The organism is Rhodoglobus vestalii, assembly GCF_006788895.1.
Taxonomy (GTDB): Bacteria; Actinomycetota; Actinomycetes; order Actinomycetales; family Microbacteriaceae; genus Rhodoglobus; species Rhodoglobus vestalii.
In genome coordinates, this window is sequence record NZ_VFRA01000001.1 from 662,117 (window position 1) to 682,543 (window position 20,427).

A 20,427-nucleotide genomic window follows, 5' to 3' on the forward strand; every position below is an offset into this window, starting at 1 on the left:
GATCTTCAGCAGGGGGTCCCTCTGCTTTTCCGAAGAAAGATCGAGAGCAGAACGTTTATGGCGACCACACGCAACGACCACAGTGAGATGCATGTGGTTACAAGGTGATGTTCATGCCAGGTTCTTTCTAGGGCGTGCGTGGGGGGACAGGCCGCTGTGAGCGCCTTAGAGAAATTCCCCGAAAGCGATCGTGATGGGTAAAATTAGAAACTAAGCGGGAAGGTACCGGGACTAAAACCCTCATTTTTTTGCGAATCAAAGAGTCACGCAATGAGGAGCTTCTAAGGGATCACAGCGCAGGCAGAGATGAGTCAACGGCAAGAAACGGGGCTGATGATCCTGCCGTTGGCAAAGCTGCAAGAGAGGTCGCTCACTGTCGCTCCTGTGCTGTTCCCAGAGTCTTGACGAAGTTGCGCAGGTCAGGGAGTTTCGGCACATCAACCCATAAGCGGATGCTGTTCTCGATTACAGAAGTACCACCGATTTGAAATGAATCGAACGGCAATGGGTCGAGGATTGGCGCCAATGCTGCCGCTTTCGCTGCCGAAATATAGCCCATTTTTCGACCCTTGCCATAGACAGCTACTGCGTTTACGTCGAACTTGTTCTTTGGTTCTCGAACGAGGAGGTAGTCAGTGCCGCCATATTTCGCGCGTTGCTTGTCGGTCACCCAGTTCGCGGATCCAACGACCCGCATTCGAGTAGATGCAACGGAGCGAAGATCTAAAATCTCCCGCGAGTCTAAGTTAATTTTTGCGACCTTCGCCGGATTCTCACGCGCATAAGCGCGGCGGTCTTCCGCTTCCGAGATTTTCACGTGTTCGTCAAGGACATCGAAGAGGCTGATCCCATGTCTGTCCGCTACTCGGGCCTTTACGTCCCAGTGTGACTCGTCGGGTTCGGCTGCTTCGGCATCGACCATCTCCTGAGCGATCGCTGATCGTTCCGCCGCAGACAGCTTTGGTTTCGGGACAGCGGGAGAAATCACATCTTGGACGCGCTCGGGTCGGGCGGACAATACTCGCCATGCTTCACGGAGGAATCCCATGCTCGGATAGTAGCGCAGCGCTGTCGGGGCGGGGGGGGGCGAGTGGCCATGCCCTCTATTGTTTGGATTGCGGGAGCGCGTGTGATTCCGTCCCGAAAGAATCGAAAGGCCCGCCGGCTCATCAAGGATTTTGGGCGCCACTCGCCGCCTCAGTCGCTTACTGCTTGGCGGACGCCGCCGCGGCTGGTGAGCGCACCTAAATCACTTCGTGTGTCGAGCCAATGAAAGACCGCAGACAACGCAAGCGATATCCGCCCGGAAACGTAGACCGGCCCACGAATCCACCTCGCTTGTGCCATACAAGTGGATGGGCGCTTGGGATTGACTGCGAGAAATTGCCGCCCAAGCCTCCTTGAGTTCGATCGAGCCAATGCTGGCCTCGCGAGCCAAGGTGTGCGAAAGTGCGGCTTACTGGGCTTCGGAGATATTGAACACCACGGGATAAGGCTTCCGAAGACTCCTGTGCAGACGTAATACAAGCCCACATGTCATACACGCGGTGTTTTCCCGGTGGCCAGGGACCGACGTCTCTTCCCAAGCTGAATATTCGTGGTCGGTTGCGACGTGAAATGCCATGCTGATCCGTGACCATGCCGCCGACAGGGCACGATCGTCCTTCAGCCGGTACCACATCTCAAACAGCGCCTTGTCGTGCGCCTCCGTGAGACGGACTACTAGTGTGTTCCCCCTGGTCTGCCCCTGCACCTTCGGGAGCATCGGCTTCGATGTGCTTCGGCGAAAAAACAATACGACTCCAAGTCTTCAGGTCGATGACCAAGTTGCGATGTCGACAATGCCTAGACTCTAGCTCCCTTCAGATCACCAGCGCTAGAACCCCACCTGCAGCACAGAAATCCCGGGGAAAGATCGCGGAAGCGTTCGCAATCAGCAAGATCAAAAACAGCGGGCTAAGCAATTAAATAGGACTCTTTAGCTCCCGTTTGGCCTAGCGCTTCGGCTGACGTCAACTGCGTAAGTGACGCGGCGCTGCACCTTTGACGCACGCATCCGTAGTGCGATGATTGTGCGAAGCGCCTCCCTGCTGGCCCTGAACGTCGCCTTCGGATCGCCGAGGAGGCGTACGATCTCATCGCAGGTGAAGTTCGTCCCTTCCTCGCCGCCGGCGGCCGATCGTGGTCTAAAGGTTCGCGAGGATACCCAACTCGGCTTCGTCAGATGATTCAAGGCCTTGACGACGCTCACGCCGTAGTGTTGGCGACGGGCGATGCGATGCAACTAGACCGTGATCAGCGAATCGTGGAGCACGTCATCCCAATGAAGCGGATCGTGATCGAGATTGTTGACCCGCGTGAGGCCGACCCCCGCTCGAACTCCGTCTCCGACCCGATTGCCGGCGGACCGGCGATATCTCCGGAACACCTGATCTCGATCTTCGATCGGCTCCTCGTAAAGTGCTGGGTTACCGCTGACGAGCACGACCGACTGAATCGCACAGGCCGAAGCTTCCAATGGGACGCCCCCGATGGCGATGGATGGTCCCGATACAGGCAGGCAGGCGTCACTGCGTACCAGCTCACTACCGACGGCGACTTGCTGCACGATTAGACACCCGCTCCGCGAATCAAAAAAATCAGCATTCATCGGCGAATGGCTTGGTGACGTGGCGACTCCACGTCGGCATCGACCACGCGACCCGTGACAAACGATTTGTGACCGGGAGACTTCCGGAACGGGCTGGAGTCGGACCCTAGAACCCGACCTGCAGCACAAAGATACCCGGGAAGATCGCGAAAGCTATCGTGATGGGCAAAATTAGGAAAACAAGCGGGAAGAGCATCGCGACCTCCTTCTTGCCGGCGAGTTCCAGCAGTTCCCGCTTGGATTCCTCGCGAGCATCCTGTGCCTGGGCTTGCAGCACATCGGACAGCGGAGACCCACGATCAAGTGCCCCCAGTATCTGATCAACACAGCGCCCAAACGGTGCGAGCTCCAGTTCGCGGGAGAGAGCACCCAGGGTTTCTCCAAACGGAAGACCCGTGTTGACCGATGCGACAACGCGGGCAAGCTCTCGGGAAAGTTCGCCGCCGCTGACCTGAGAAACCCGACGCACGGCATCCAGTATCCCTTCACCAGCGGACAGGCTCAGCGCTAAGAACTCAAGAACCACCGGCAACTCAGCCGTGAGACGGCGGATTCGTTGCTTAGCCGAACGTTGGAGCAAGTAATCACGGCCGGCTATGCCCGCCGCGGCCCCCACAAAAACAAGCACAAGCTGGGCGACTAGGGGCACCTGCTGTGCGTTGGCAATCGTGATGTTGAAGACGATCCCGAGCAGTGCGCCGGCAAGTCCCGCCAGCAGTTGCTGGGACCGGTACGCCTCAACACTTAGCTCGAAACCCGCCTGACGCAGCCTGCGCGCAATCTGATCGCCGCCACCAACAACGGTCGACAAAGTGCCCCGCAACCAGCGGCCAATGGGAAGCAGCAGCACGCCAAGCACCGGTAGCGGTGCGATTGAACGCGGCGACACGTGTGCGCGTGCGCCAGCCGAGACATCGATCACATACGGCGCAACACGATTTGCCAGAGTGGGGCGGCTCAGCCTCGGGATGAGGCTGAGAACCGACCACAGCCCCAACCCGCCAGCAATACCGGCAAGGATCGCCCACGCGAGAGTGTCACTCATGCAAACCACCGTGGCTGCTCCGGGAGTCGACCGATGCCGGCCATGATTCGGTAGGCAACGACAGAGAGCACCAGGCCCGCCACAATGAGCACAAGACCGCCGGCCGAGTTGTAGGCGAGAGCTGCTTCGGGGCGTGTCGTCAGCAAAAACAACACCACCCACGGTGCAGCCAACCCCAGTCGCGCAGCGTTCATGACCCAGGACTGCCGAGCCTCGATTTCTGAGCGGATCGCCGCCTCTTGACGCAGATAGAGGCTGAGGCTGCGGAGAACATTCGTGAGTTCGCTTCCGCCAACCTCGCGCGACATCCGCAGTGTTTCAAGGATGCGGTCGGCAACCGGGTCAGCGAGCGCCACTTTCAGTTCATCGATGGAGATCGAGAAGTTTGCGGTGGTGCGGTAGCGCTGAGAAAAGGCCACAAATGCGCTGCGCGTGACGGCCGGACCGGTGTGGGCTAGAGTCATCAGGCTGTCGGGAAGGGCGAGCCCCGAACGCACTGCTGAGACCAGCTGGTCGACCACATCCGGCCAGACCACCCGGGTTGCTCTGCGACGCACGCGTGCTCGCCAGCTGATGGCGAGCGACGGGGCTACCAGCGCAGTAGCGGCAGCGCAGACAACGACGGCAACAACCGTTGTAATGACAAAAGCGAGGGCCGCCCCCGCAAGAGAGCAGACGAGAGACACGATTACGACAACAGCGGGGCTCGTTGTCGGCAATCCTGCCTGAACAAGCCGCTCTCTCATCCGGCGCCACCATGCAGCGCCTGGACGAGGCCGTCGCGCGTCGCGCGCAGGCCACATGAATGGTGCCGCGATCAACACTGCGCCCACCGCAAGCACTATGCCCAACACAAGGCTCATGCGACAGCACTCAATAACAGCGAGACGGGATCAAGCCCTACCGCCTGGAACTTTGACAGTCGAGCCGGAATGGCGCCCGTCTGGATCAGCACGCCCCCCACCGTGCGAAAGAGAGCACTGCTCTCGACGACACCGTCACTGCACTCCCCCGTGAGCGAGGCGATTTCAGCGACCCGCCGGGCACCGTTCGAGGTCATCTCACAGTGAACAACGACATCCACCGAACTTGCGACGGTAGGCACCACAAAATTTGAATCGATGTTGCGGCCAGCGAGTAATGGCAGGGTACAGAGCTTCACGAGTGCTTCGCGTGCGCTGTTAGCGTGGATGCTCGACATCCCCGGCAGCCCACTGTTTAGGGCGATCAGCAGGTCGAGCGACTCGGCATCGCGCACTTCGCCGACCACGAGCCGGTCAGGGCGCATCCGCAATGCCTCTTTGATGAGGCGGCGCAGACTGATCTCGCCGGTGCCTTCGAGGCTTGGCTGGCGGCACTGCATTCCGACGCTGTCGTGGCTGGGCACACTCAACTCGAACGTCTCCTCAACGGTGACCACACGCTCGTGGGGGCGACCGGCAGCCAGTAGCGCGTTCAGCATCGTGGTCTTGCCACTCTGGGTGGCCCCCGACACCACAATATTTTCGCCAGCCAGCACGCACAGCCGCAAGTAGTCGGCGGCATGCTGCGTGAGACTGCCCAGCTCGACCAGGCGATCAAGATCACGAATGCGCTGACTGAACTTGCGCACATTCACTGCCCAGTGCTTGCGGGTCACATCCGGAATCACCACGTGCAGTCGGGAGCCATCAGGCAGCGACGCATCAACAAACGGTGAACTCAGATCGACACGGCGACCAGAGGTTTGCAGCATTCTCTCGACCAGGTCACGCACGTGAGAATCAGTAAGGCGGATGCCGGTGAACTCCGGAACCCCGTTGCGAGCAACGAACACATGCTCGGGGCCGTTGATCCAGAGTTCCTCGACGGTGTCATCGTCGAAAAACGGTTGGAGCGGACCATACCCGGTGAGCGCCGCAACGACTTCGCGCGCCGCCTGCGCCTCGTCGGCGAGGAGCGGTACCGAGCCGCCGAGGGCCCGCTCGCTATAGCGCCGTACCTCGTCGCGCACGTAACGCGAAGCGAGTTCGCTGTCGCTCGAAAGATCAACCCCGTCACGGCGAACCCGTTGGCGGACCTGATCGGCAATGGTCACCAGGGCGTTAGACATGCTCACAGTCTGGTGAGTGGTCGCTCACATGCCTGCCTGTTATCCACAGGAAGCAAGGTGGTGCCCGGTCGACCATCGAGAGCCCCAGTGATATGATGAGTTTATCAAGTCAGTAAGCAAGCGCGGTGAGGAGCACAGCAATGACCGTTCTCGATGAGCGAAGACCACTCTACGAAATCAAGGCGAACCTGTTCAAAGGGCTCGCGCATCCTCACAGAATCCGGGTGCTCGAAATTTTGTCGAGCAACGACGAATCATCGGTGTCACAAATGCTCGCCGAAACCCGGCTCGAGGCATCCCACCTCTCACAACACCTGTCAGTGCTTCGCCGCTACGGGCTCGTCGTCTCCGAACGGCGAGCAAGCATCGTCTACTACCGGCTCGCTCTCCCCCAGATTGCTGAACTATTGCGTGTCGCCCGCGTGCTGCTCGGCGGAATCCTTGCCGACTCGCACCGCCAGCTCTCCTCAGTCGAATCCCTGCCCGTAATTCCCGACGCCCAGTGAGAAGATCGCTGAAGTCCCTAAAGTCACTGCGGTCACTGCGGTCACTGCGGTCACTGCTGCCTGAGCGATCAGACTACCTCGGGCTCCGCTCAAGCTGGCGCGGAGATGCGCTGGCCGGCATCACCGTCGGTATTGTGGCGCTGCCCCTCGCCCTCGCCTTCGGGGTGAGCTCTGGAGCGGGCGCCGAAGCCGGATTAATCACCGCCATCGTCGCCGGAATCGTCGCCGCAGTATTCGGCGGCTCCCACGTGCAAGTCTCCGGACCCACCGGCGCCATGGTTGTCGTACTCGCGCCCATCGTCGCCAGCCAGGGCATCGAAGCCGTCGCCATCGTGAGCCTCATGGCAGGCGTCATCGTCGTCATTGCCGGCGTGCTGCGACTCGGCCGCACCGTCAGCTACATCCCCTGGCCCGTCATCGAAGGATTCACCGTTGGCATCGGCGCGATCATCTTCCTGCAACAGGTACCCGCAGCCCTCGGCACCGAAAGCGTCGAACACTCCACCAACGCCGTGCTCGCCGCCGTCACCTTTATTGGTAGCGCCCAGTGGCCAGCCGCGCTGCTCCCTCTCGGAGTCGCCGTTGCCGTCATCATTCTGATGCTCGTGCTCTCCAAGATCAGCGGTCGGCTGCCGGCATCCTTTATCGCGATCGTCGCCGTGACAATCGCGACGCACGCGTTCTCGCTGCCGCTGGCGACTATCGGCACACTTCCGGCATCCCTGCCCGCACCCGCACTACCCACCCTCGATCCCGCTAGCTTCACACCGCTAATCAGCGCCGCCTTCGCCGTTGCTGCCCTTGCCGCCATCGAGTCACTGCTGTCTGCGCGAGTCGCATCGGCGATGACGGATGCCGGTGCCTACAACGCCGACCGTGAACTGGTGGGTCAGGGGTTGGCATCCATTGCTTCAGGATTCTTCGGCGGGATGCCCGCGACCGGGGCCATCGCCAGAACCGCGGTGAACGTGCGCTCAGGTGCCCGCACGCGGGTTGCGGCCCTCGTACACGCTCTCGCGCTGCTCATTGTGGTCTACCTCGCGGCGCAGGTCGTTGCGGTGATTCCGCTCGCTGCCCTCTCGGGAGTGCTCATGGCCACCGCCGCACGCATGATTTCACCCACCGTGGTGAAACAAGTGGTTCGCGCCGGCAAGGCAGAAGCCGCCGTATTCACCATCACCGCGATCATCACCGTCAGTTTCGACCTCATCTTTGCCGTCGGCATTGGGATCGCCGCCGCCGCCTTTTTCGCTCTGCGTGCTCTCAGCGCAGCGAGCGGAGTACACCGCGAAGAACTGCCCGGCTCGCCCCAGCCCGGCGACGAACGGATCGCCCTCTTTCGCGTCGATGGTTCCCTCTTCTTTGGTGCCGCCGAACGAATCATCACGCGCATCAATGACCACGATGGCATCGAGATCGCCATTGTGCGGCTCTCACAACTGCAAATCGTCGACTCGACCGGGGCGCACACCCTCACCGAGCTCATCACCGCACTTGAGCGACGCGGTGTAACCGTGCTGATTAAGGGGATTCGGCCCGAACATCGGCACGTGCTTGAAAAACTGGGAGTCATCGACTCGCTGCGGCACGCCAACCACCTCTTTGACGAACTTGAGCCCGCAATTGAACACGCGCGCTCCCACGTGCGGCGCACCGCCGCCACCGACTAGAAGGCTCACCGAGATCGCACCAGCATCTAGAGCGGCGGCGTCACCTTATTTTTGGCAACCTCAGAAACCCACAGCCCGCTATCTTTGACGATGCGCTCTTGCGTGTCGTAGTCCACGCGCACAATGCCGAAGCGCTTCGAATATCCGTAGCCCCATTCGAAGTTGTCAAGCAGTGACCACACGAGGTACCCCCGCAGGTCGACGCCCCGCGCGATGGCTCGGTGCGCTGCCGTAAAGTGCCGGTTGAGGTAGTCAACCCGCTCGGGATCGTGCACCCGACCATCCGTCACTTCGTCATCGAACGCGGCACCATTCTCGGTGATCATGAGCGGGAGGTCAGGAAAGTGTGAGCCGAGATCGACCAGCAACTCGTAGAGACCGTCGGGAGCGATGTTCCAGTCCATCGCCGTGTACGGGCCGGGTTGCTCCAAGAACTCAACGTCAGGGCTGCCGGGCCACGGGGATCCACCCATATCTTTGTGCCCGTCATTCTTGCTGCGCTCGGTCACGCCATCCCACATTTTCACGGTCACCGTGGAGTAGTAGTTAACTCCCAAGAAATCTAACGATTGATGGATGCTCTCAAGATCGCCCTCGCGCACGAACGACCAGTCCGTCACTTCACCAGTATCAGCAATGAGGTCATCGTCGTACCGACCCAAGAGCATGGGGCTCGTGAATGCCCGATTAGCGAGTGCATCAATGCGACGCGTGGCTTCAGCATCCCCACCCCGGATGACATGAAAGTTGAGTGTCGCCGAAACCTCGGGCAAGTTGCTGGCCGCCGCTCGCAAGCGTGGAACCGCCAACCCATGCGCAAGGTTGAGGTGGTGCACCGCGGCGAGAGCCGCGGCACCGTCGGTGCGCCCGGGGGCATGGGCACCCGAGCCGTAGCCGAGGTAAGCAGAACACCACGGTTCGTTGAGGGTGGTCCAGGTGTGCACGCGGTCGCCGAGCGCAGTAGCCGCGAGTTCGGCATACTCAGCGAATCGCAGGGCGGTGTCGCGCACAGGCCACCCACCCGCATCCTCAAGCTCTTGGGGTAAATCCCAGTGATACAGGGTGGCAATGGGGCGGATGCCGCGGCTCAACAACCCATCGACAAGGCGCGAGTAGAACGACACTCCCTCGGGGTTTACCGGTCCGTGCCCGCCGGGCTGAACGCGCGGCCATGAGATCGAGAAACGGTAGGCGTCGAGGCCCAGTTCAGCCATAAGATCAAGGTCTGATTCGAAACGGTAGTAGTGGTCGTCTGCAGCGTCACCCGTGTCGCCGTTCCACGTCATCTCGGGGGTATGGCTGAAGGTATCCCAAATGGATTCGGTTCGGCCACCATCCCGGGCGGCGCCCTCAATCTGATAGGCGGCCGTGGCCGACCCAACGATAAAATGAGGCGGAAAAACTAGGCCACTATCGCGGTAGTCAGAACTCATGAAGAAAGCCTAAAGCCTCTGGCTCCCCGCGGGTTCACCGTTTTTCTCTCTTGAGTCAGCCAGTTCAGTGCAGAACGCGGCGGGGTCTTCCAGTAGCGGCGCAAAAGCCAACTCAGACGCACCGATCATCAACAGATCAGCACCCAACTGGGCTGGCAAAATCTTCACACTTTCAAACGATGCTTCTAACGCTTGCGCACGCACCCGTTCGATCAAAAACTCTGGGTCCGTCAAAAAGATCGATGACAAAAATCCACCGAGCACGATAACTTCGGGGTTGAGCACGTTGACAGCATTGCGCAGCGACGTGCCCAGCGAGAGCAGTTGGCGCCGCACAAGCGCACTCACTTCGGGATCGTTCGAACCCTTGAGAGCATCATCGAACGTCTCGCTGTCAGCATTGGTGAGCCCCAACGCCTGCAGGAGATCAGCTCGGTTTACCTCCGTCTCGAGACTCCCCTCTTCGCGCGTGTCACCATCGTTGGCATTGGTAACGACCCGGACATGACCGAACTCACCCGCGTAACCTGCGCGACCCGCCACGGGGCGACCGTCACTGATGATGCCGCCACCTATTCCGCTGGCGCCACCGTTGAGGTAGATGAGATCGGTTATGCCGCGACCAGCACCATAAATATGTTCCGCAAGCGCACCCACGCTCGCATCGTTCGCTGTCCACACCGGGTAGCCGGTGGCGGCAGCTAATAGCTGGCTGACCGGCGCATCCCGCCAACCCAAATGAGGAGCCCAGCGCACCAAGCCATCGTCGACCTGCACCAGACCCGGGACCGCAACGCCAATGCCAACTATTCGACCAGCAGCCTCGTACTCACCCTTCAGGCTCTCGATGATCACACTCGAGATCTTCACGAACTCAGCCACCGTCGATGGTGACTCCGTCTCGTAGCGAATGCGCTTCAGCAGCGTTCCATCGAGACCCACAACACCAATCGTGATGGCGTCGATCTCAGGATTAATAGCAATCCCCACGGTGCGAGCATCCGCGTTCACCATCGGTGAGGGGCGACCAACCTGACGGGTGGGGTCGGGCTCGCTCTCGTAAGCCAAACCAAGTTCTGTGAGTTCCGCAACGAGAGCGGCAATTGTTGACCGGTTCAGCCCTGTCTGTGACGTTAACTGCGAGCGCAACTGTGCGCCACGGTGCAGCAGTGTCAAAACGCGCGACAGGTTGTGTCGCCGAGTGCGGTCGCCTTTGCCACCGGTGCCGCCGGACGAAAGCGGTGGGGTTAGAGTCACAGGCTCATCCACTCAGTTGACCAGTAATACGTGCACCTAAGACTAGCGACGTCCCGTGCGCCGCTTGCTCATGACATCGAAAGCTACAGCGAGCAATAGCACGAGTCCCTTGATCGCCTGCTGCCACGCGGCATCCACCGAAAGAATAGAAAGCCCCATATTCAGCACGCCCATGATGAGTGCACCGATGACCGCACCGATGACCGTTCCGACACCCCCGGTCACGGCGGCACCGCCAATGAAGACCGCAGCGATAGCGTCGAGCTCGAAACTCTGACCCGCCGACGCAACTGCGCCACCAGCACGCGCGGTGGTAACAACCCCGGCAAGACCCGCAAGCACTCCCATGTTGACGAAGACGAAGAAGTTGATCCACGACGTTTTGACACCGCTCATTTGGGCTGCGAACAGGTTTCCGCCGATTGCGTACACGTGGCGCCCAAATACGGTCTGGTTCAGAACAAAAGTAAACAGCAGGATCAGGACGGCCAGAATAATCAGGATGATGGGAGTACCCCGGTAAGCAGAAAGTTGGAACGTCAGCGCAATAATCGCGGCGGCAGCGATGGCGATCTTGGCCCAAAACGAGATAGCGCTCTCTACCGGCAGTTCGAGTTTGCGCTGCTTTGTGCGACTGCGGAGTTGTTGACCGATCAGCAGAGCTGCCGCCAACACTCCGAGAACGATGGTGAGGATGTCGCGATCCCCACGTCCTTCACCGATCGTGCCGAAGATCTCGGGCAGCCAACCGCCGCCGATTGCATTGAATTCCGCGGGAAGCGCGTTGATGGTTCCGCCGGTGAGGAAGACCAGGGTGAGCCCCCGAAAGAGCAGCATTCCTGCCAGCGTCACGATGAAGGCGGGGATGCCGACAAACGCAACCCAAAAACCCTGCCAGGCACCGACCGCGGCCCCCAAAACGAGAGCCAGAATCACGGCAGCCCACCACGGCAGACCCCATTGAGTCAGTGAAATAGCCGACACAGCCCCCACCATCGCAACCACAGATCCGACGGAGAGATCGATGTGGCCGGCGATGATCACGATCACCATTCCGATGGCAAGAATCAGCACGTAGGCATTCTGTTGGATCAGATTGTTGATATTTCCTGGCAGCAGAAGTCGCCCATCGGTGAGCACTTGAAAGAGAACGACGATGACCGCTAGTGCGGCAAGAATTCCGTACTGCCGGAGGTCGATCTGCAGCTTGAGCTTTTTGCGATCGGGGGTAGTGGTAGTCATCGGGTTAGTCCTTTCCCGCGGTCATCAACTGCATGAGTCGTTCTTGGGTAGCGTCGGCGCGTTCGACTTCGCCGGTAATGGTGCCTTCAGAGATCGCATAAATGCGATCACAGAGACCGAGGAGTTCGGGCAGCTCAGACGAGATCACAACGACGGCTTTGCCTTGAGCCGCGAGCGCGTTGATGATTCCGTAAATTTCGTACTTGGCACCAACGTCAATTCCGCGAGTTGGTTCGTCAAGAATGAGGATGTCTGGCCCGGAGAACATCCATTTGCTCAACACCACTTTCTGCTGGTTTCCCCCGGAGAGGTTTCCCGAAAGCACTGACACGTTGGGAGCCTTGATATTCATCTGCCCGCGATAGCCCTCAGCGACTTTGTTTTCCGCAAAGCGATCGACGATCCCCCAGCGCGAAATTTTGGCCAGTGCTGCTGCCGAGATATTGACAGCGATGCTGCCGATGAGATTGAGACCGAAGTGCTTACGATCTTCGGTGGCGTAGGCGATTCCGTGGCTGATCGCCTCGCTGACGGTCTTTACCGAGATTTCGGCGCCGTGCTTGTAGGCGGTGCCACTGATGTGGCTACCGTAGGAGCGGCCGAAAATGCTCATTGCCAGCTCGGTGCGCCCGGCTCCCATCAGGCCGGCAAAACCGACAATCTCGCCTGCACGCACCACAAATGATGCGTCGTCAACCACTTTTCGAGTGGTGTCGACCGGATGATGCACCGTCCAGTTTTCGACCCGGAACAGTTCTTCCCCAATTTCGGGAGTGTGTGCGGGAAACATGCTGTCGAGGTCGCGGCCGACCATCGCACGAATGATTCGGGCTTCCGTGGCATCCTCTTCAGACATGGCGAATGTCTCGATCGTTTTGCCATCACGAATGATGGTGACCTTGTCAGCGATGTTGCGGATCTCTTTGAGCTTGTGCGAAATGATGATGCAGGTGATGCCCTGGCCCCGCAGGCTCCGAATGAGATCGAGTAGGTGCGCCGAATCTTCATCGTTGAGGGCGGCGGTGGGTTCATCCAAAATCAGCAGCTTCACTTTCTTGGAGAGTGCTTTCGCAATCTCAACCAGCTGCTGTTTGCCGACCCCCAGCTCGAGCACGCGCGTGCTCACTTGCTCGTCGAGTCCGACGCGCGCGAGCAACAGGGTGGCTTCACGATTGGTCTTCGCCCAGTCGACAACCCCACGGGTGGCGATCTCGTTTCCGAGGAAAATGTTTTCTGCGATGGACAGATAGGGGCTCAAGGCAAGTTCTTGGTGGATGATCACGATGCCGTCGTGCTCCGAGTCGTTGATCGACCGGTAGGCAGTCTCGTGATTTTCAAAGGTGATGCTGCCGTCGTAGCTGCCCGAGGGGTATACCCCGCTGAGTACCTTCATGAGGGTCGATTTACCGGCACCATTTTCACCGCAGATGGCGTGCACCTGCCCGCGCTCGACCTCAAGGCTCACACCATCGAGTGCACGGACTCCGCCGCTGAAGTCTTTTGTGATCGTGTTCATGCTGAGGATGGCAGTCATGATTAGCTCCGCTCGCAGTGACTGGCGGGGGACGGCTGCTGTGCCGTCCCCCGCTTGTCGAATGGTATTGCTTCTAACCAGGTGCGGGCTAGAGTCCGACGTCCGAAGCCTTGAGGAAGCCCGAATCGATGAGCTTCGACTGCACATCATCCTTGACGACGACCTCTGGGGCAATGAGGAAGGACGGAACAACCTTTTCGCCGTTGTCATAGGTTTCGGTGTCGTTGATCTCAGGCTCTTCGCCATTGAGGATCGCCTCGACGAAGCCGAAGACAACCTTGCCGAGTTCGCGGGTGTCCTTCCAGACGGTCATGGACTGTTCACCGGCGAGGATGTTGGTCACGCTGGCTTTGTCACCATCTTGACCGGTCAAAAGTGGCCAGTCGCCGTCAGCCGTGTATCCGGCACTGCGCAGTGACGCGGCGATGCCCTGAGCCAGGCTGTCGTTGGGAGACAGAACTACGTCGATTTTGTCGCCGCCGGTGTAGAAGGAGGCGATGCGGTTGTCGAGTTCAGACTGAGCCGAGTCAGATTTCCAGCCGAGGATTCCGATGCTGGCCCAGTCGTCGTTGCTTGCCGGCGACTTGCCCGAGGGAACAACCAACTGGCCGTTCTCTACATACGGAAGCAGCACATCCCACGCACCCGAAAAGAAGAACTTCGCATTGTTGTCGTCGGGGCTGCCGGCGAACGGTTCGAGGTTGAAGGGGCCTGCGCCATCCGCCAATCCGAGCTGTGTTTCGATGAATTCGCCCTGGAGCTGGCCAACCTTGTAGTTGTCAAACGTTGCATAGTAATCGACGTCGGGGGTGCCATTGATGAGACGGTCGTAGGCGATCACGCTGATGTCTTGTGCTTTAGCGTCAGCAAGCACGGGTGCGAGAAGCTCGCCATCGATCGCAGCGATGACCAGAACGTCAACACCGGAGGCGATCTGGTTCTGAATTTGGCTGATCTGAGTGTCTGCCTTGTCGTCGGCGTATTGAAGGTCTGCGGAGTAACCGGCATCTTCAAGCTGAGCCTTGAGGCCTTCGCCGTCGTTGATCCAGCGTTCAAGGCTGCGTGTCGGCATCGAGATTCCGACGCTGCCGAGGCTGTCGCCACCGCCAGTGTCTGATTCTCCGCTGCTGCAGGCGGCAAGCCCGATGGTCATCACAGTCGCTGCTGCGACGGCAATTATCTTCTTCATTGACATTGTGTTGTCCCTTTCGGATGTGAGTGCCGGACAAAAGCCGGGAGCACTGCGAGTGTTGCCGGCAGAGAGCTGGAGGGCTGATCCTCACGAGAGGGAGAGTAGTGGTCGCGTCGGTTGCCCGGCGCGTGCGTGCGCTACTTCCTTGTATCGCGGGGGTCGCACTTGGCGCCCATTTTGTTGACATGCAAAACTTATATCGTTTTTGACGGTAAGCGCAAGAACTTTCTGAAAATAACCCAGATGCTGGGGAATGCAGACTCTTCTCTGCGCCGCCATGCACTGGGTTTCGGCATTGACGGGAGTGGTGGGTGCAAGTAAGTTGTTACAAATAACTTATCGCCAGAGCCGCCAATCGGAAAGCCACTAATGACTACACAACCCACCCCCGCCGACAAATTCTCATTCGGTCTCTGGACTGTTGGCTACAACGGGGCAGACCCATTTGGTGGCCCCACCCGCGCACCGCTGGATGTCGTTCACGCGGTCGAGAAGCTCGCCAAGCTTGGCGCCTATGGGCTTACCTTCCACGACGACGATCTCTTCGCGTTCGGCTCCACCGCAGCCGAACGCCAAAAACAGATCGATCGCCTAAAACAGGCATTGAGCGACACCGGACTCATCGTTCCGATGGTCACCACCAATCTGTTCAGTGCCCCAGTATTCAAAGACGGCGGCTTCACCTCCAACGATCGCGGCGTACGTCGCTTTGCCATGCGCAAAGCAATGCAACAACTCGCACTCGGCGTTGAACTCGGCGCGAAGACTTTCGTCATGTGGGGCGGGCGCGAAGGCGCAGAGTATGACTCGGCAAAGAACGTTCGGGCGGCGCTCGAGCGCTACCGCGAAGCCCTCAACCTGTTTGGCGACCATGTCACCGAAAAGGGCTACGACATCCGCTTTGCCATTGAGCCCAAGCCCAACGAGCCCCGCGGCGACATCTTGCTACCCACCGTTGGTCACGCGATGGCTTTCATCGAAACCCTCGAACGCCCCGCACTGTTCGGGGTGAACCCCGAAGTCGGTCACGAGCAGATGGCCGGACTCAACTTCACCTCGGGTATCGCCCAAGCTCTCTACCAAGACAAACTCTTCCACATCGACCTCAACGGCCAGCGCGGCATCAAATACGACCAAGACCTCGTCTTTGGCCACGGCGATCTGCACAACGCGTTCTCGCTCGTCGATCTCCTCGAAAACGGTGGACCCGGCGGCGGCCAGAGCTACACCGGCCCACGCCACTTCGACTACAAGCCGAGCCGCACCGAAGACGAGACCGGCGTGTGGGATTCTGCCGCAGCCAACATGCGCACCTACCTGCTGCTCAAAGAACGCGCCGCAGCATTCCGTGCAGATCCTGACGTGCAAGAAGCTCTCACCGCTGCGCGAGTCTTCGAACTCTCGGAGAACACCCTCGACGAGAATGAAAGCTATGACGACCTTTTGGCAGACCGCTCATCGTACGAAGACTTTGACCACGACGCGTACTTCAACGGCAAGGGATTCGGATTCGTGCGCCTGCAGCAGCTGGCAACCGAGCACCTCATGGGCGCTCGCTAAATGACCCTCGTCGCGGGGATCGATTCGTCAACCCAATCCTGCAAGGTCGTAGTTGTGGATGCCGCGACCGGGACGCTCGTCCGCTCCGGTCGCGCATCCCACCCTTCGGGCACCGAGGTGGACCCCGAGGCATGGTGGTCGGCACTCACCGAGGCGATCGCTCAGACCGGTGGACTCGATGACGTCTCCGCAATATCGGTCGGAGGACAGCAGCACGGCATGGTCCTGTTGGATGCCACCGGCCACGTCATCCGCCCCGCTCTGCTCTGGAACGACACCCGCTCTGCAGCCGCAGCTGAGGATCTCCGAGTGGAATTCCCTGATCTTGCTGAACGCACCGGCTCTGTGCCGGTGGCGTCATTCACCTCCACAAAGTTGCGTTGGTTGCGCGACAATGAGCCAAACAACGCCGCCCGGGTTGCCGCAGTCTGCCTGCCACATGACTGGTTGACCTGGCGTTTGCGCGGATTCGGCGTCGACAATCCGCAGCTTGATGAGCTCACGACCGATCGCTCCGATGCCAGCGGCACCGGCTACTTCAATTCGGTGACCAACAGCTATGACCGCGCAGTGTTTGCGGCGGTGCTCGGTCGTGATCGGGACACCTCCGAAGTGCTGCTGCCGCGCATAGTCGCCCCGGGCGAGAGTGTCGGCACAGTCGCTGGCTCCCCCGTGGCTGTTGCGTGCGGCGCCGGAGACAATGCGGCGGCCGCTCTCGGTCTCGGCGCGCGCACCGGTGACGTTGTGGTCTCGATCGGAACCAGCGGCACCGTCTTCGCCGTTGCCGACACGCAGGTACCCGACCCCTCGGGAACTGTCGCCGGCTTCGCCGATGCGAGCGGCCATTTTCTTCCGCTCGTCGCAACCCTGAATGCGGCACGCGTGCTCGACAGCACCGCCACCCTCCTCGCACTAGCGCACGACCAACTGGGCGCGTTGGCTCTGCACTCCGCCCCCGGTGCTGACGGTCTCGTGCTCCAGCCCTACTTTGAAGGCGAACGCACCCCGAACCTTCCGGATGCCACGGCAACCCTGTTCGGTATGACACTGGCATCGACCACGCGCGAGTCACTGGCGCGTGCCGCGATCGAGGGCATGCTGTGTGGACTCGCTGATGGCCTCGACGCCCTGCTGGCGCAAGGAGTTTCGGCTACACGCATCCTGCTGATTGGCGGTGCTGCCCACAACTCCGCCGTCTCGACAATCGCGTCGCAGGTGTTTAGCGTGCCGGTCCTGGTGCCTGAGCCGGCTGAGTATGTTGCGCTCGGTGCCGCAGCCCAGGCCGCGTGGGTGCTCGCCGGGGCCCGACCAGACTGGAACATCGCCGCGACGGCAGAGCCGGCATCCGACTTTCAACCTATTATTCGGCAGCAGTATGCGCGCTACTCAACAGCGGCACGCACGAAAAACGCGGGCCACCTGCCTGAGCAGATGACCCGCATCACAACGAAATAACTAGCTTCTAGCTGTGAATCGCCGCTAGCGTGCGGCGGTCTCCAAGCAGCTGTGGCCAGAGCTTGCGACGGTCACGCACAACGAAACCGCGCGCAATAAAACGGTCCTTGCCATCAAAGCGGGGCGCATACATTGAGCGACCATGCATCGCACGCAGGTTGTCGAGCATCAGCAAGTCACCCGGCTGCAGCACGTGAGCATCCCGGTGCTCGATGTAGGTCTCAACTACCTTGCCCAGCAGTCGCTGCGCTTCAGCGGTGATGCCATGCATGAGGTCTTGATCGACCAAGATATACGGGTCGTCTTCCGGTCCGGTGAGGATCGGGAAGGGGCCACGCACGTCATCCGGGCGCGGGATGTATGGCTGGAAAGACTCATCGATCGTGGTGGCCCACAGCGGCTGGCGCAGCTTAGCGACCTCTTCAGGGGAAAGGTGCTGAACGAGCTTGCGGCCCGAGAAAGCATAGGTCTTTGCGTTCTCGTCACCGCGCAAGGCTCCAAGAATCACGTAATCGGGCTTGAACACCGAGAAACACTGCTCGGTGTGGGCTTCAAGCTCCACCTTTGAACCCTGCGACTGCTGCGTTACCGCAAGCTTCGGGTTGGGGACCATGTCTTGGATGAGGTGACCGTTGCCCTCAGCTTCGTAAGCGACCATGCTTCCGAGCAAGTGAGCCAACATGCCCATCTCTTTAGCGAATACGGTGCTAGCCCCCAGTCCACTCTTGTTGTTGAGCGGGGTATCTGTGAGGCCTTCATCGACGTAGAGTCCACGCACCACCATGATTCCCGCCTCAGAACCAACCTCAGCAAAATTCAGAACAGCGGCACGAACCTCTTCGGGCAAGCTAAACGCCGCAGCGAGAGCCTGGCGACCAAAGTCATCCGGGCTCTCATTCGGATGCGCAGTAATGCGCTCGGCAGCGGCGCGAATTGCTTCGGCAGTGGCTGAGTCAACAGTAAAAAGGCTCGATTGGAGCTCGTGAACGGTAATGTCGCTCTCCTTGCTTCGTGCGACGCGCAAGCCGTGGCTCTTGGCTCTGGGATGGCGCGGTCGCTGACGTTGTCTCCATGGGAAAGACACTTCATAAATTACACCCTCACGCCCTAAAAGTAAGGGCCTCCTCAATAAATTGGGCGCGTCCACAGCAAAAGCGCAGCAACGCCAAAGATGAAAAGCGCAGTCCCCTTCTCGCGCTAGGATTAATTGGCCAGCGGGAGTGGTGAAATTGGTATACACGCAGGATTTAGGTTCCTGTGCTTTCGAGCGTGCGGGTTCAAGTCCCGCCTTCCGCACCGTGTCCAAGACCGCGAGTAGCTCCACTGCGAAAACTCGGGGTTCCGCGATACCCTTCAAAAGTTCATAGCTAACGTCGCCGACTACGCGCACCTAGCCGACGATTCTGGAGATCCCTTTGGTAGGCACCGCCCTCATTCCTTGGCTCGACCCCGAGAACCTCATCGTGGGATTCGGCGCCTTTGCTTTGGTCGGCGTTGCCCTCATCGTATTCGCCGAAACCGGTCTCCTTGTGGGGTTCTTCCTGCCCGGCGATACGCTTCTGATTATCGCCGGAATTCTCACGTTTGCCGGCGTCATCGAATTCAATATTTGGTGGGTGTGTTTGGCCATCAGCGTCGCCGCGTTCCTCGGCGGTGAAGTTGGCTACCTCATTGGGCACAAACTGGGCCCCAAAGTATTTGAACGAAAAGAGACCGGACTCTTCAGCGTCGAAAATGTGCGCCGGACCAACGCATTCTTTGCCCGCTTCGGCGGTGTGGCTGTAATTCTTGCCCGCTTCGTGCCGATCGTTCGCACGTTCGCTCCCGTCGCTGCCGGTGTCGGCCACATGGACTACCGCAAATACTCTCTCTACAACGCAATTGGCGCGATTATTTGGGGCACGGGGCTCACCTATGCCGGGTATCTGCTTGGCAACATCCCACCGCTGAGCGACTTCATCGTCGAGTACATTGACGTCATCCTGTTGGCCGCTGTGGCCATTTCAGTGCTGCCCACCGCCTACCACTACTTCCGCTCCATCTACAAAGCCAAGAAGGCACGCGAAGCCGGTCGTACTGCCGCGCTCGACGACCGGCAGGCAGAAGCTCTCGCTCTTCAGCCAAAAGACTTCGACCAGAATCTCGACGACTAACCCGTCAGCAACTAGCCCGGCAGGGCCGTAGGCCGTAGGCCGTCAGGGTTGCGGCGGGCTCTGGCTCTACCGTGCTACACGCTTGCGAATAGCTTCCATGCCCTGCTGAGCGCTGCGGCGCACCTCAATGTCTTCGTCCGTGAGGAGTGCTGACATTGGGTCAACATCGTCAGCGGTGCCGATGGTGCCGAGGGCGCGTGCCGCGCCCGCACGAACACGAGGAGTTTCGTCAGCGAGGAGTGCCGCTAGCTGCTCGTGCGCGTCGAGTCGACGGGTAGCCACGACCCGCGTTGCCATCTCTCGCACACGCCACGCCTGGTTGCTGAGGGCCGCAAGTACGGCATCCACAGCACTGTCATTCCATGCGTGCAGCAGTGCGCGGGTTCCCCAGAGTTCGGGCCAATAGAGCACTGGGGCACCGTCAAGGATTCCCTGGGCATGCTCTCCCCCCACAATCAGAAGAAACTCTTTGCCCTCATTGTGACCTTCGATCAGCGAGACTGCGCGCTCGACAATGACCTCTTCACCATGCCGCTCGCTGGCAGCCGCGATACGGGCCGCGATGGGAAGTTCAAGGTCAACTGCGTGGGGATCATCATGTTCAGACACGCCTCAACCCTACGGTGTCGTGCCCGAAA

General features: G+C 59.9%; 17 protein-coding genes and 1 tRNA gene. 7 read left to right on the plus strand and 11 right to left on the minus strand.

Annotated features, from left to right (window positions below; translation table 11 throughout):
- Positions 1–370: 370 nt before the first annotated feature.
- Positions 371–1,048, minus strand: coding sequence for an HIRAN domain-containing protein (locus FB472_RS03190; RefSeq protein ID WP_141989628.1), 678 nt, complete (start codon positions 1,046–1,048; stop codon positions 371–373).
- A 1,176-nt stretch (positions 1,049–2,224) separates the two neighbouring features.
- Between FB472_RS03190 and FB472_RS03195 the strand changes: the two genes are divergently transcribed.
- Positions 2,225–2,614, plus strand: coding sequence for a hypothetical protein (locus FB472_RS03195; RefSeq protein ID WP_141989629.1), 390 nt, complete (start codon positions 2,225–2,227; stop codon positions 2,612–2,614).
- Between the two features lie 142 nt (positions 2,615–2,756).
- Here FB472_RS03195 and FB472_RS03200 read toward each other — a convergent pair whose 3' ends face one another.
- The 3 genes from FB472_RS03200 to FB472_RS03210 are packed head-to-tail and all read right to left on the minus strand — an operon-like array spanning position 2,757 to position 5,787.
- Entirely contained in the window at positions 2,757–3,695 is a 939-nt protein-coding gene (locus tag FB472_RS03200; RefSeq protein WP_141989630.1) for a type II secretion system F family protein, read from the minus strand.
- Positions 3,692–4,558 carry a type II secretion system F family protein gene (locus FB472_RS03205; protein ID WP_141989631.1) on the minus strand — a complete coding sequence of 289 codons (867 nt, stop codon included), beginning with the start codon at positions 4,556–4,558 and terminating at the stop codon, positions 3,692–3,694. The genes FB472_RS03200 and FB472_RS03205 overlap by 4 nt, the downstream gene beginning before the upstream one ends.
- Positions 4,555–5,787, minus strand: coding sequence for a TadA family conjugal transfer-associated ATPase (locus FB472_RS03210; protein ID WP_141989632.1), 1,233 nt, complete (start codon positions 5,785–5,787; stop codon positions 4,555–4,557). Before FB472_RS03210 ends, FB472_RS03205 begins: the two co-directional genes overlap by 4 nt.
- A gap of 140 nt (positions 5,788–5,927) precedes the next feature.
- Here FB472_RS03210 and FB472_RS03215 point away from each other — a divergent pair, with 140 nt between their 5' ends.
- Together FB472_RS03215 and FB472_RS03220 are read left to right on the plus strand one after the other, a co-directional pair.
- Positions 5,928–6,293: an ArsR/SmtB family transcription factor gene (locus FB472_RS03215; protein WP_141989633.1), complete on the plus strand. Its 366-nt coding sequence runs from the start codon at positions 5,928–5,930 to the stop codon at positions 6,291–6,293.
- Positions 6,290–7,963, plus strand: a complete 1,674-nt coding sequence (locus FB472_RS03220; RefSeq protein WP_246078052.1) for a SulP family inorganic anion transporter — start codon at positions 6,290–6,292, stop codon at positions 7,961–7,963. The genes FB472_RS03215 and FB472_RS03220 overlap by 4 nt, the downstream gene beginning before the upstream one ends.
- Before the next feature lie 26 nt (positions 7,964–7,989).
- Here the strand turns inward: FB472_RS03220 and FB472_RS03225 are convergent, their stop codons facing one another.
- The 5 genes from FB472_RS03225 to chvE form a co-directional block, all read right to left on the minus strand.
- Complete coding sequence (locus FB472_RS03225) at positions 7,990–9,396, minus strand: GH1 family beta-glucosidase (protein ID WP_141989634.1); 1,407 nt, start codon at positions 9,394–9,396, stop codon at positions 7,990–7,992.
- Positions 9,397–9,405: 9 nt separating this feature from the next.
- Complete coding sequence (locus FB472_RS03230) at positions 9,406–10,653, minus strand: ROK family protein (RefSeq protein WP_141989635.1); 1,248 nt, start codon at positions 10,651–10,653, stop codon at positions 9,406–9,408.
- Between the two features lie 42 nt (positions 10,654–10,695).
- Positions 10,696–11,895 (minus strand): multiple monosaccharide ABC transporter permease, encoded by a 1,200-nt coding sequence (mmsB, locus tag FB472_RS03235; RefSeq protein ID WP_141989636.1) that lies wholly within the window; start codon positions 11,893–11,895, stop codon positions 10,696–10,698.
- Between the two features lie 4 nt (positions 11,896–11,899).
- On the minus strand, positions 11,900–13,429 hold the full coding sequence (gene mmsA, locus FB472_RS03240; RefSeq protein WP_141989637.1) for a multiple monosaccharide ABC transporter ATP-binding protein: 1,530 nt from the start codon (positions 13,427–13,429) through the stop codon (positions 11,900–11,902).
- A gap of 88 nt (positions 13,430–13,517) precedes the next feature.
- Positions 13,518–14,624 carry a multiple monosaccharide ABC transporter substrate-binding protein gene (gene chvE / locus FB472_RS03245; RefSeq protein WP_141989638.1) on the minus strand — a complete coding sequence of 369 codons (1,107 nt, stop codon included), beginning with the start codon at positions 14,622–14,624 and terminating at the stop codon, positions 13,518–13,520.
- 366 nt (positions 14,625–14,990) lie between these two features.
- Between chvE and xylA the strand changes: the two genes are divergently transcribed.
- A complete protein-coding gene (xylA, locus tag FB472_RS03250; protein ID WP_141989639.1) occupies positions 14,991–16,181 on the plus strand; it encodes a xylose isomerase in 1,191 nt (396 codons plus the stop codon).
- The gene (gene xylB / locus FB472_RS03255) at positions 16,182–17,636 is read left to right on the plus strand and encodes a xylulokinase (RefSeq protein ID WP_141989640.1); all 1,455 of its coding nucleotides are present in this window, start codon (positions 16,182–16,184) and stop codon (positions 17,634–17,636) included.
- A gap of 7 nt (positions 17,637–17,643) precedes the next feature.
- Here the strand turns inward: xylB and FB472_RS03260 are convergent, their stop codons facing one another.
- Complete coding sequence (locus FB472_RS03260) at positions 17,644–18,660, minus strand: TauD/TfdA family dioxygenase (protein ID WP_215730370.1); 1,017 nt, start codon at positions 18,658–18,660, stop codon at positions 17,644–17,646.
- A gap of 190 nt (positions 18,661–18,850) precedes the next feature.
- On the opposite strand from FB472_RS03260, the gene FB472_RS03265 reads away from it, so the two are divergent.
- Together FB472_RS03265 and FB472_RS03270 are read left to right on the plus strand one after the other, a co-directional pair.
- Positions 18,851–18,932, plus strand: a tRNA-Leu gene (locus tag FB472_RS03265).
- A gap of 119 nt (positions 18,933–19,051) precedes the next feature.
- Positions 19,052–19,789, plus strand: coding sequence for a DedA family protein (locus FB472_RS03270; RefSeq protein WP_141989641.1), 738 nt, complete (start codon positions 19,052–19,054; stop codon positions 19,787–19,789).
- Between the two features lie 66 nt (positions 19,790–19,855).
- Here FB472_RS03270 and FB472_RS03275 read toward each other — a convergent pair whose 3' ends face one another.
- Positions 19,856–20,398: a HEAT repeat domain-containing protein gene (locus tag FB472_RS03275; RefSeq protein ID WP_141989642.1), complete on the minus strand. Its 543-nt coding sequence runs from the start codon at positions 20,396–20,398 to the stop codon at positions 19,856–19,858.
- Positions 20,399–20,427 lie beyond the last annotated feature (29 nt).

Coding starts and splice junctions, on each gene's coding strand:
- xylA (WP_141989639.1), top strand. CDS start 14,991: ATGACTACACAACCCACCCCCGCCGACAAATTCTCATTCGGTCTCTGG.
- xylB (WP_141989640.1), top strand. CDS start 16,182: ATGACCCTCGTCGCGGGGATCGATTCGTCAACCCAATCCTGCAAGGTC.
- chvE (WP_141989638.1), bottom strand. CDS start 14,624: ATGTCAATGAAGAAGATAATTGCCGTCGCAGCAGCGACTGTGATGACC.
- FB472_RS03190 (WP_141989628.1), bottom strand. CDS start 1,048: ATGGGATTCCTCCGTGAAGCATGGCGAGTATTGTCCGCCCGACCCGAG.
- FB472_RS03195 (WP_141989629.1), top strand. CDS start 2,225: ATGATTCAAGGCCTTGACGACGCTCACGCCGTAGTGTTGGCGACGGGC.
- FB472_RS03210 (WP_141989632.1), bottom strand. CDS start 5,787: ATGTCTAACGCCCTGGTGACCATTGCCGATCAGGTCCGCCAACGGGTT.
- mmsA (WP_141989637.1), bottom strand. CDS start 13,429: ATGACTGCCATCCTCAGCATGAACACGATCACAAAAGACTTCAGCGGC.
- FB472_RS03225 (WP_141989634.1), bottom strand. CDS start 9,396: ATGAGTTCTGACTACCGCGATAGTGGCCTAGTTTTTCCGCCTCATTTT.
- mmsB (WP_141989636.1), bottom strand. CDS start 11,895: ATGACTACCACTACCCCCGATCGCAAAAAGCTCAAGCTGCAGATCGAC.
- FB472_RS03215 (WP_141989633.1), top strand. CDS start 5,928: ATGACCGTTCTCGATGAGCGAAGACCACTCTACGAAATCAAGGCGAAC.
- FB472_RS03200 (WP_141989630.1), bottom strand. CDS start 3,695: ATGAGTGACACTCTCGCGTGGGCGATCCTTGCCGGTATTGCTGGCGGG.
- FB472_RS03205 (WP_141989631.1), bottom strand. CDS start 4,558: ATGAGCCTTGTGTTGGGCATAGTGCTTGCGGTGGGCGCAGTGTTGATC.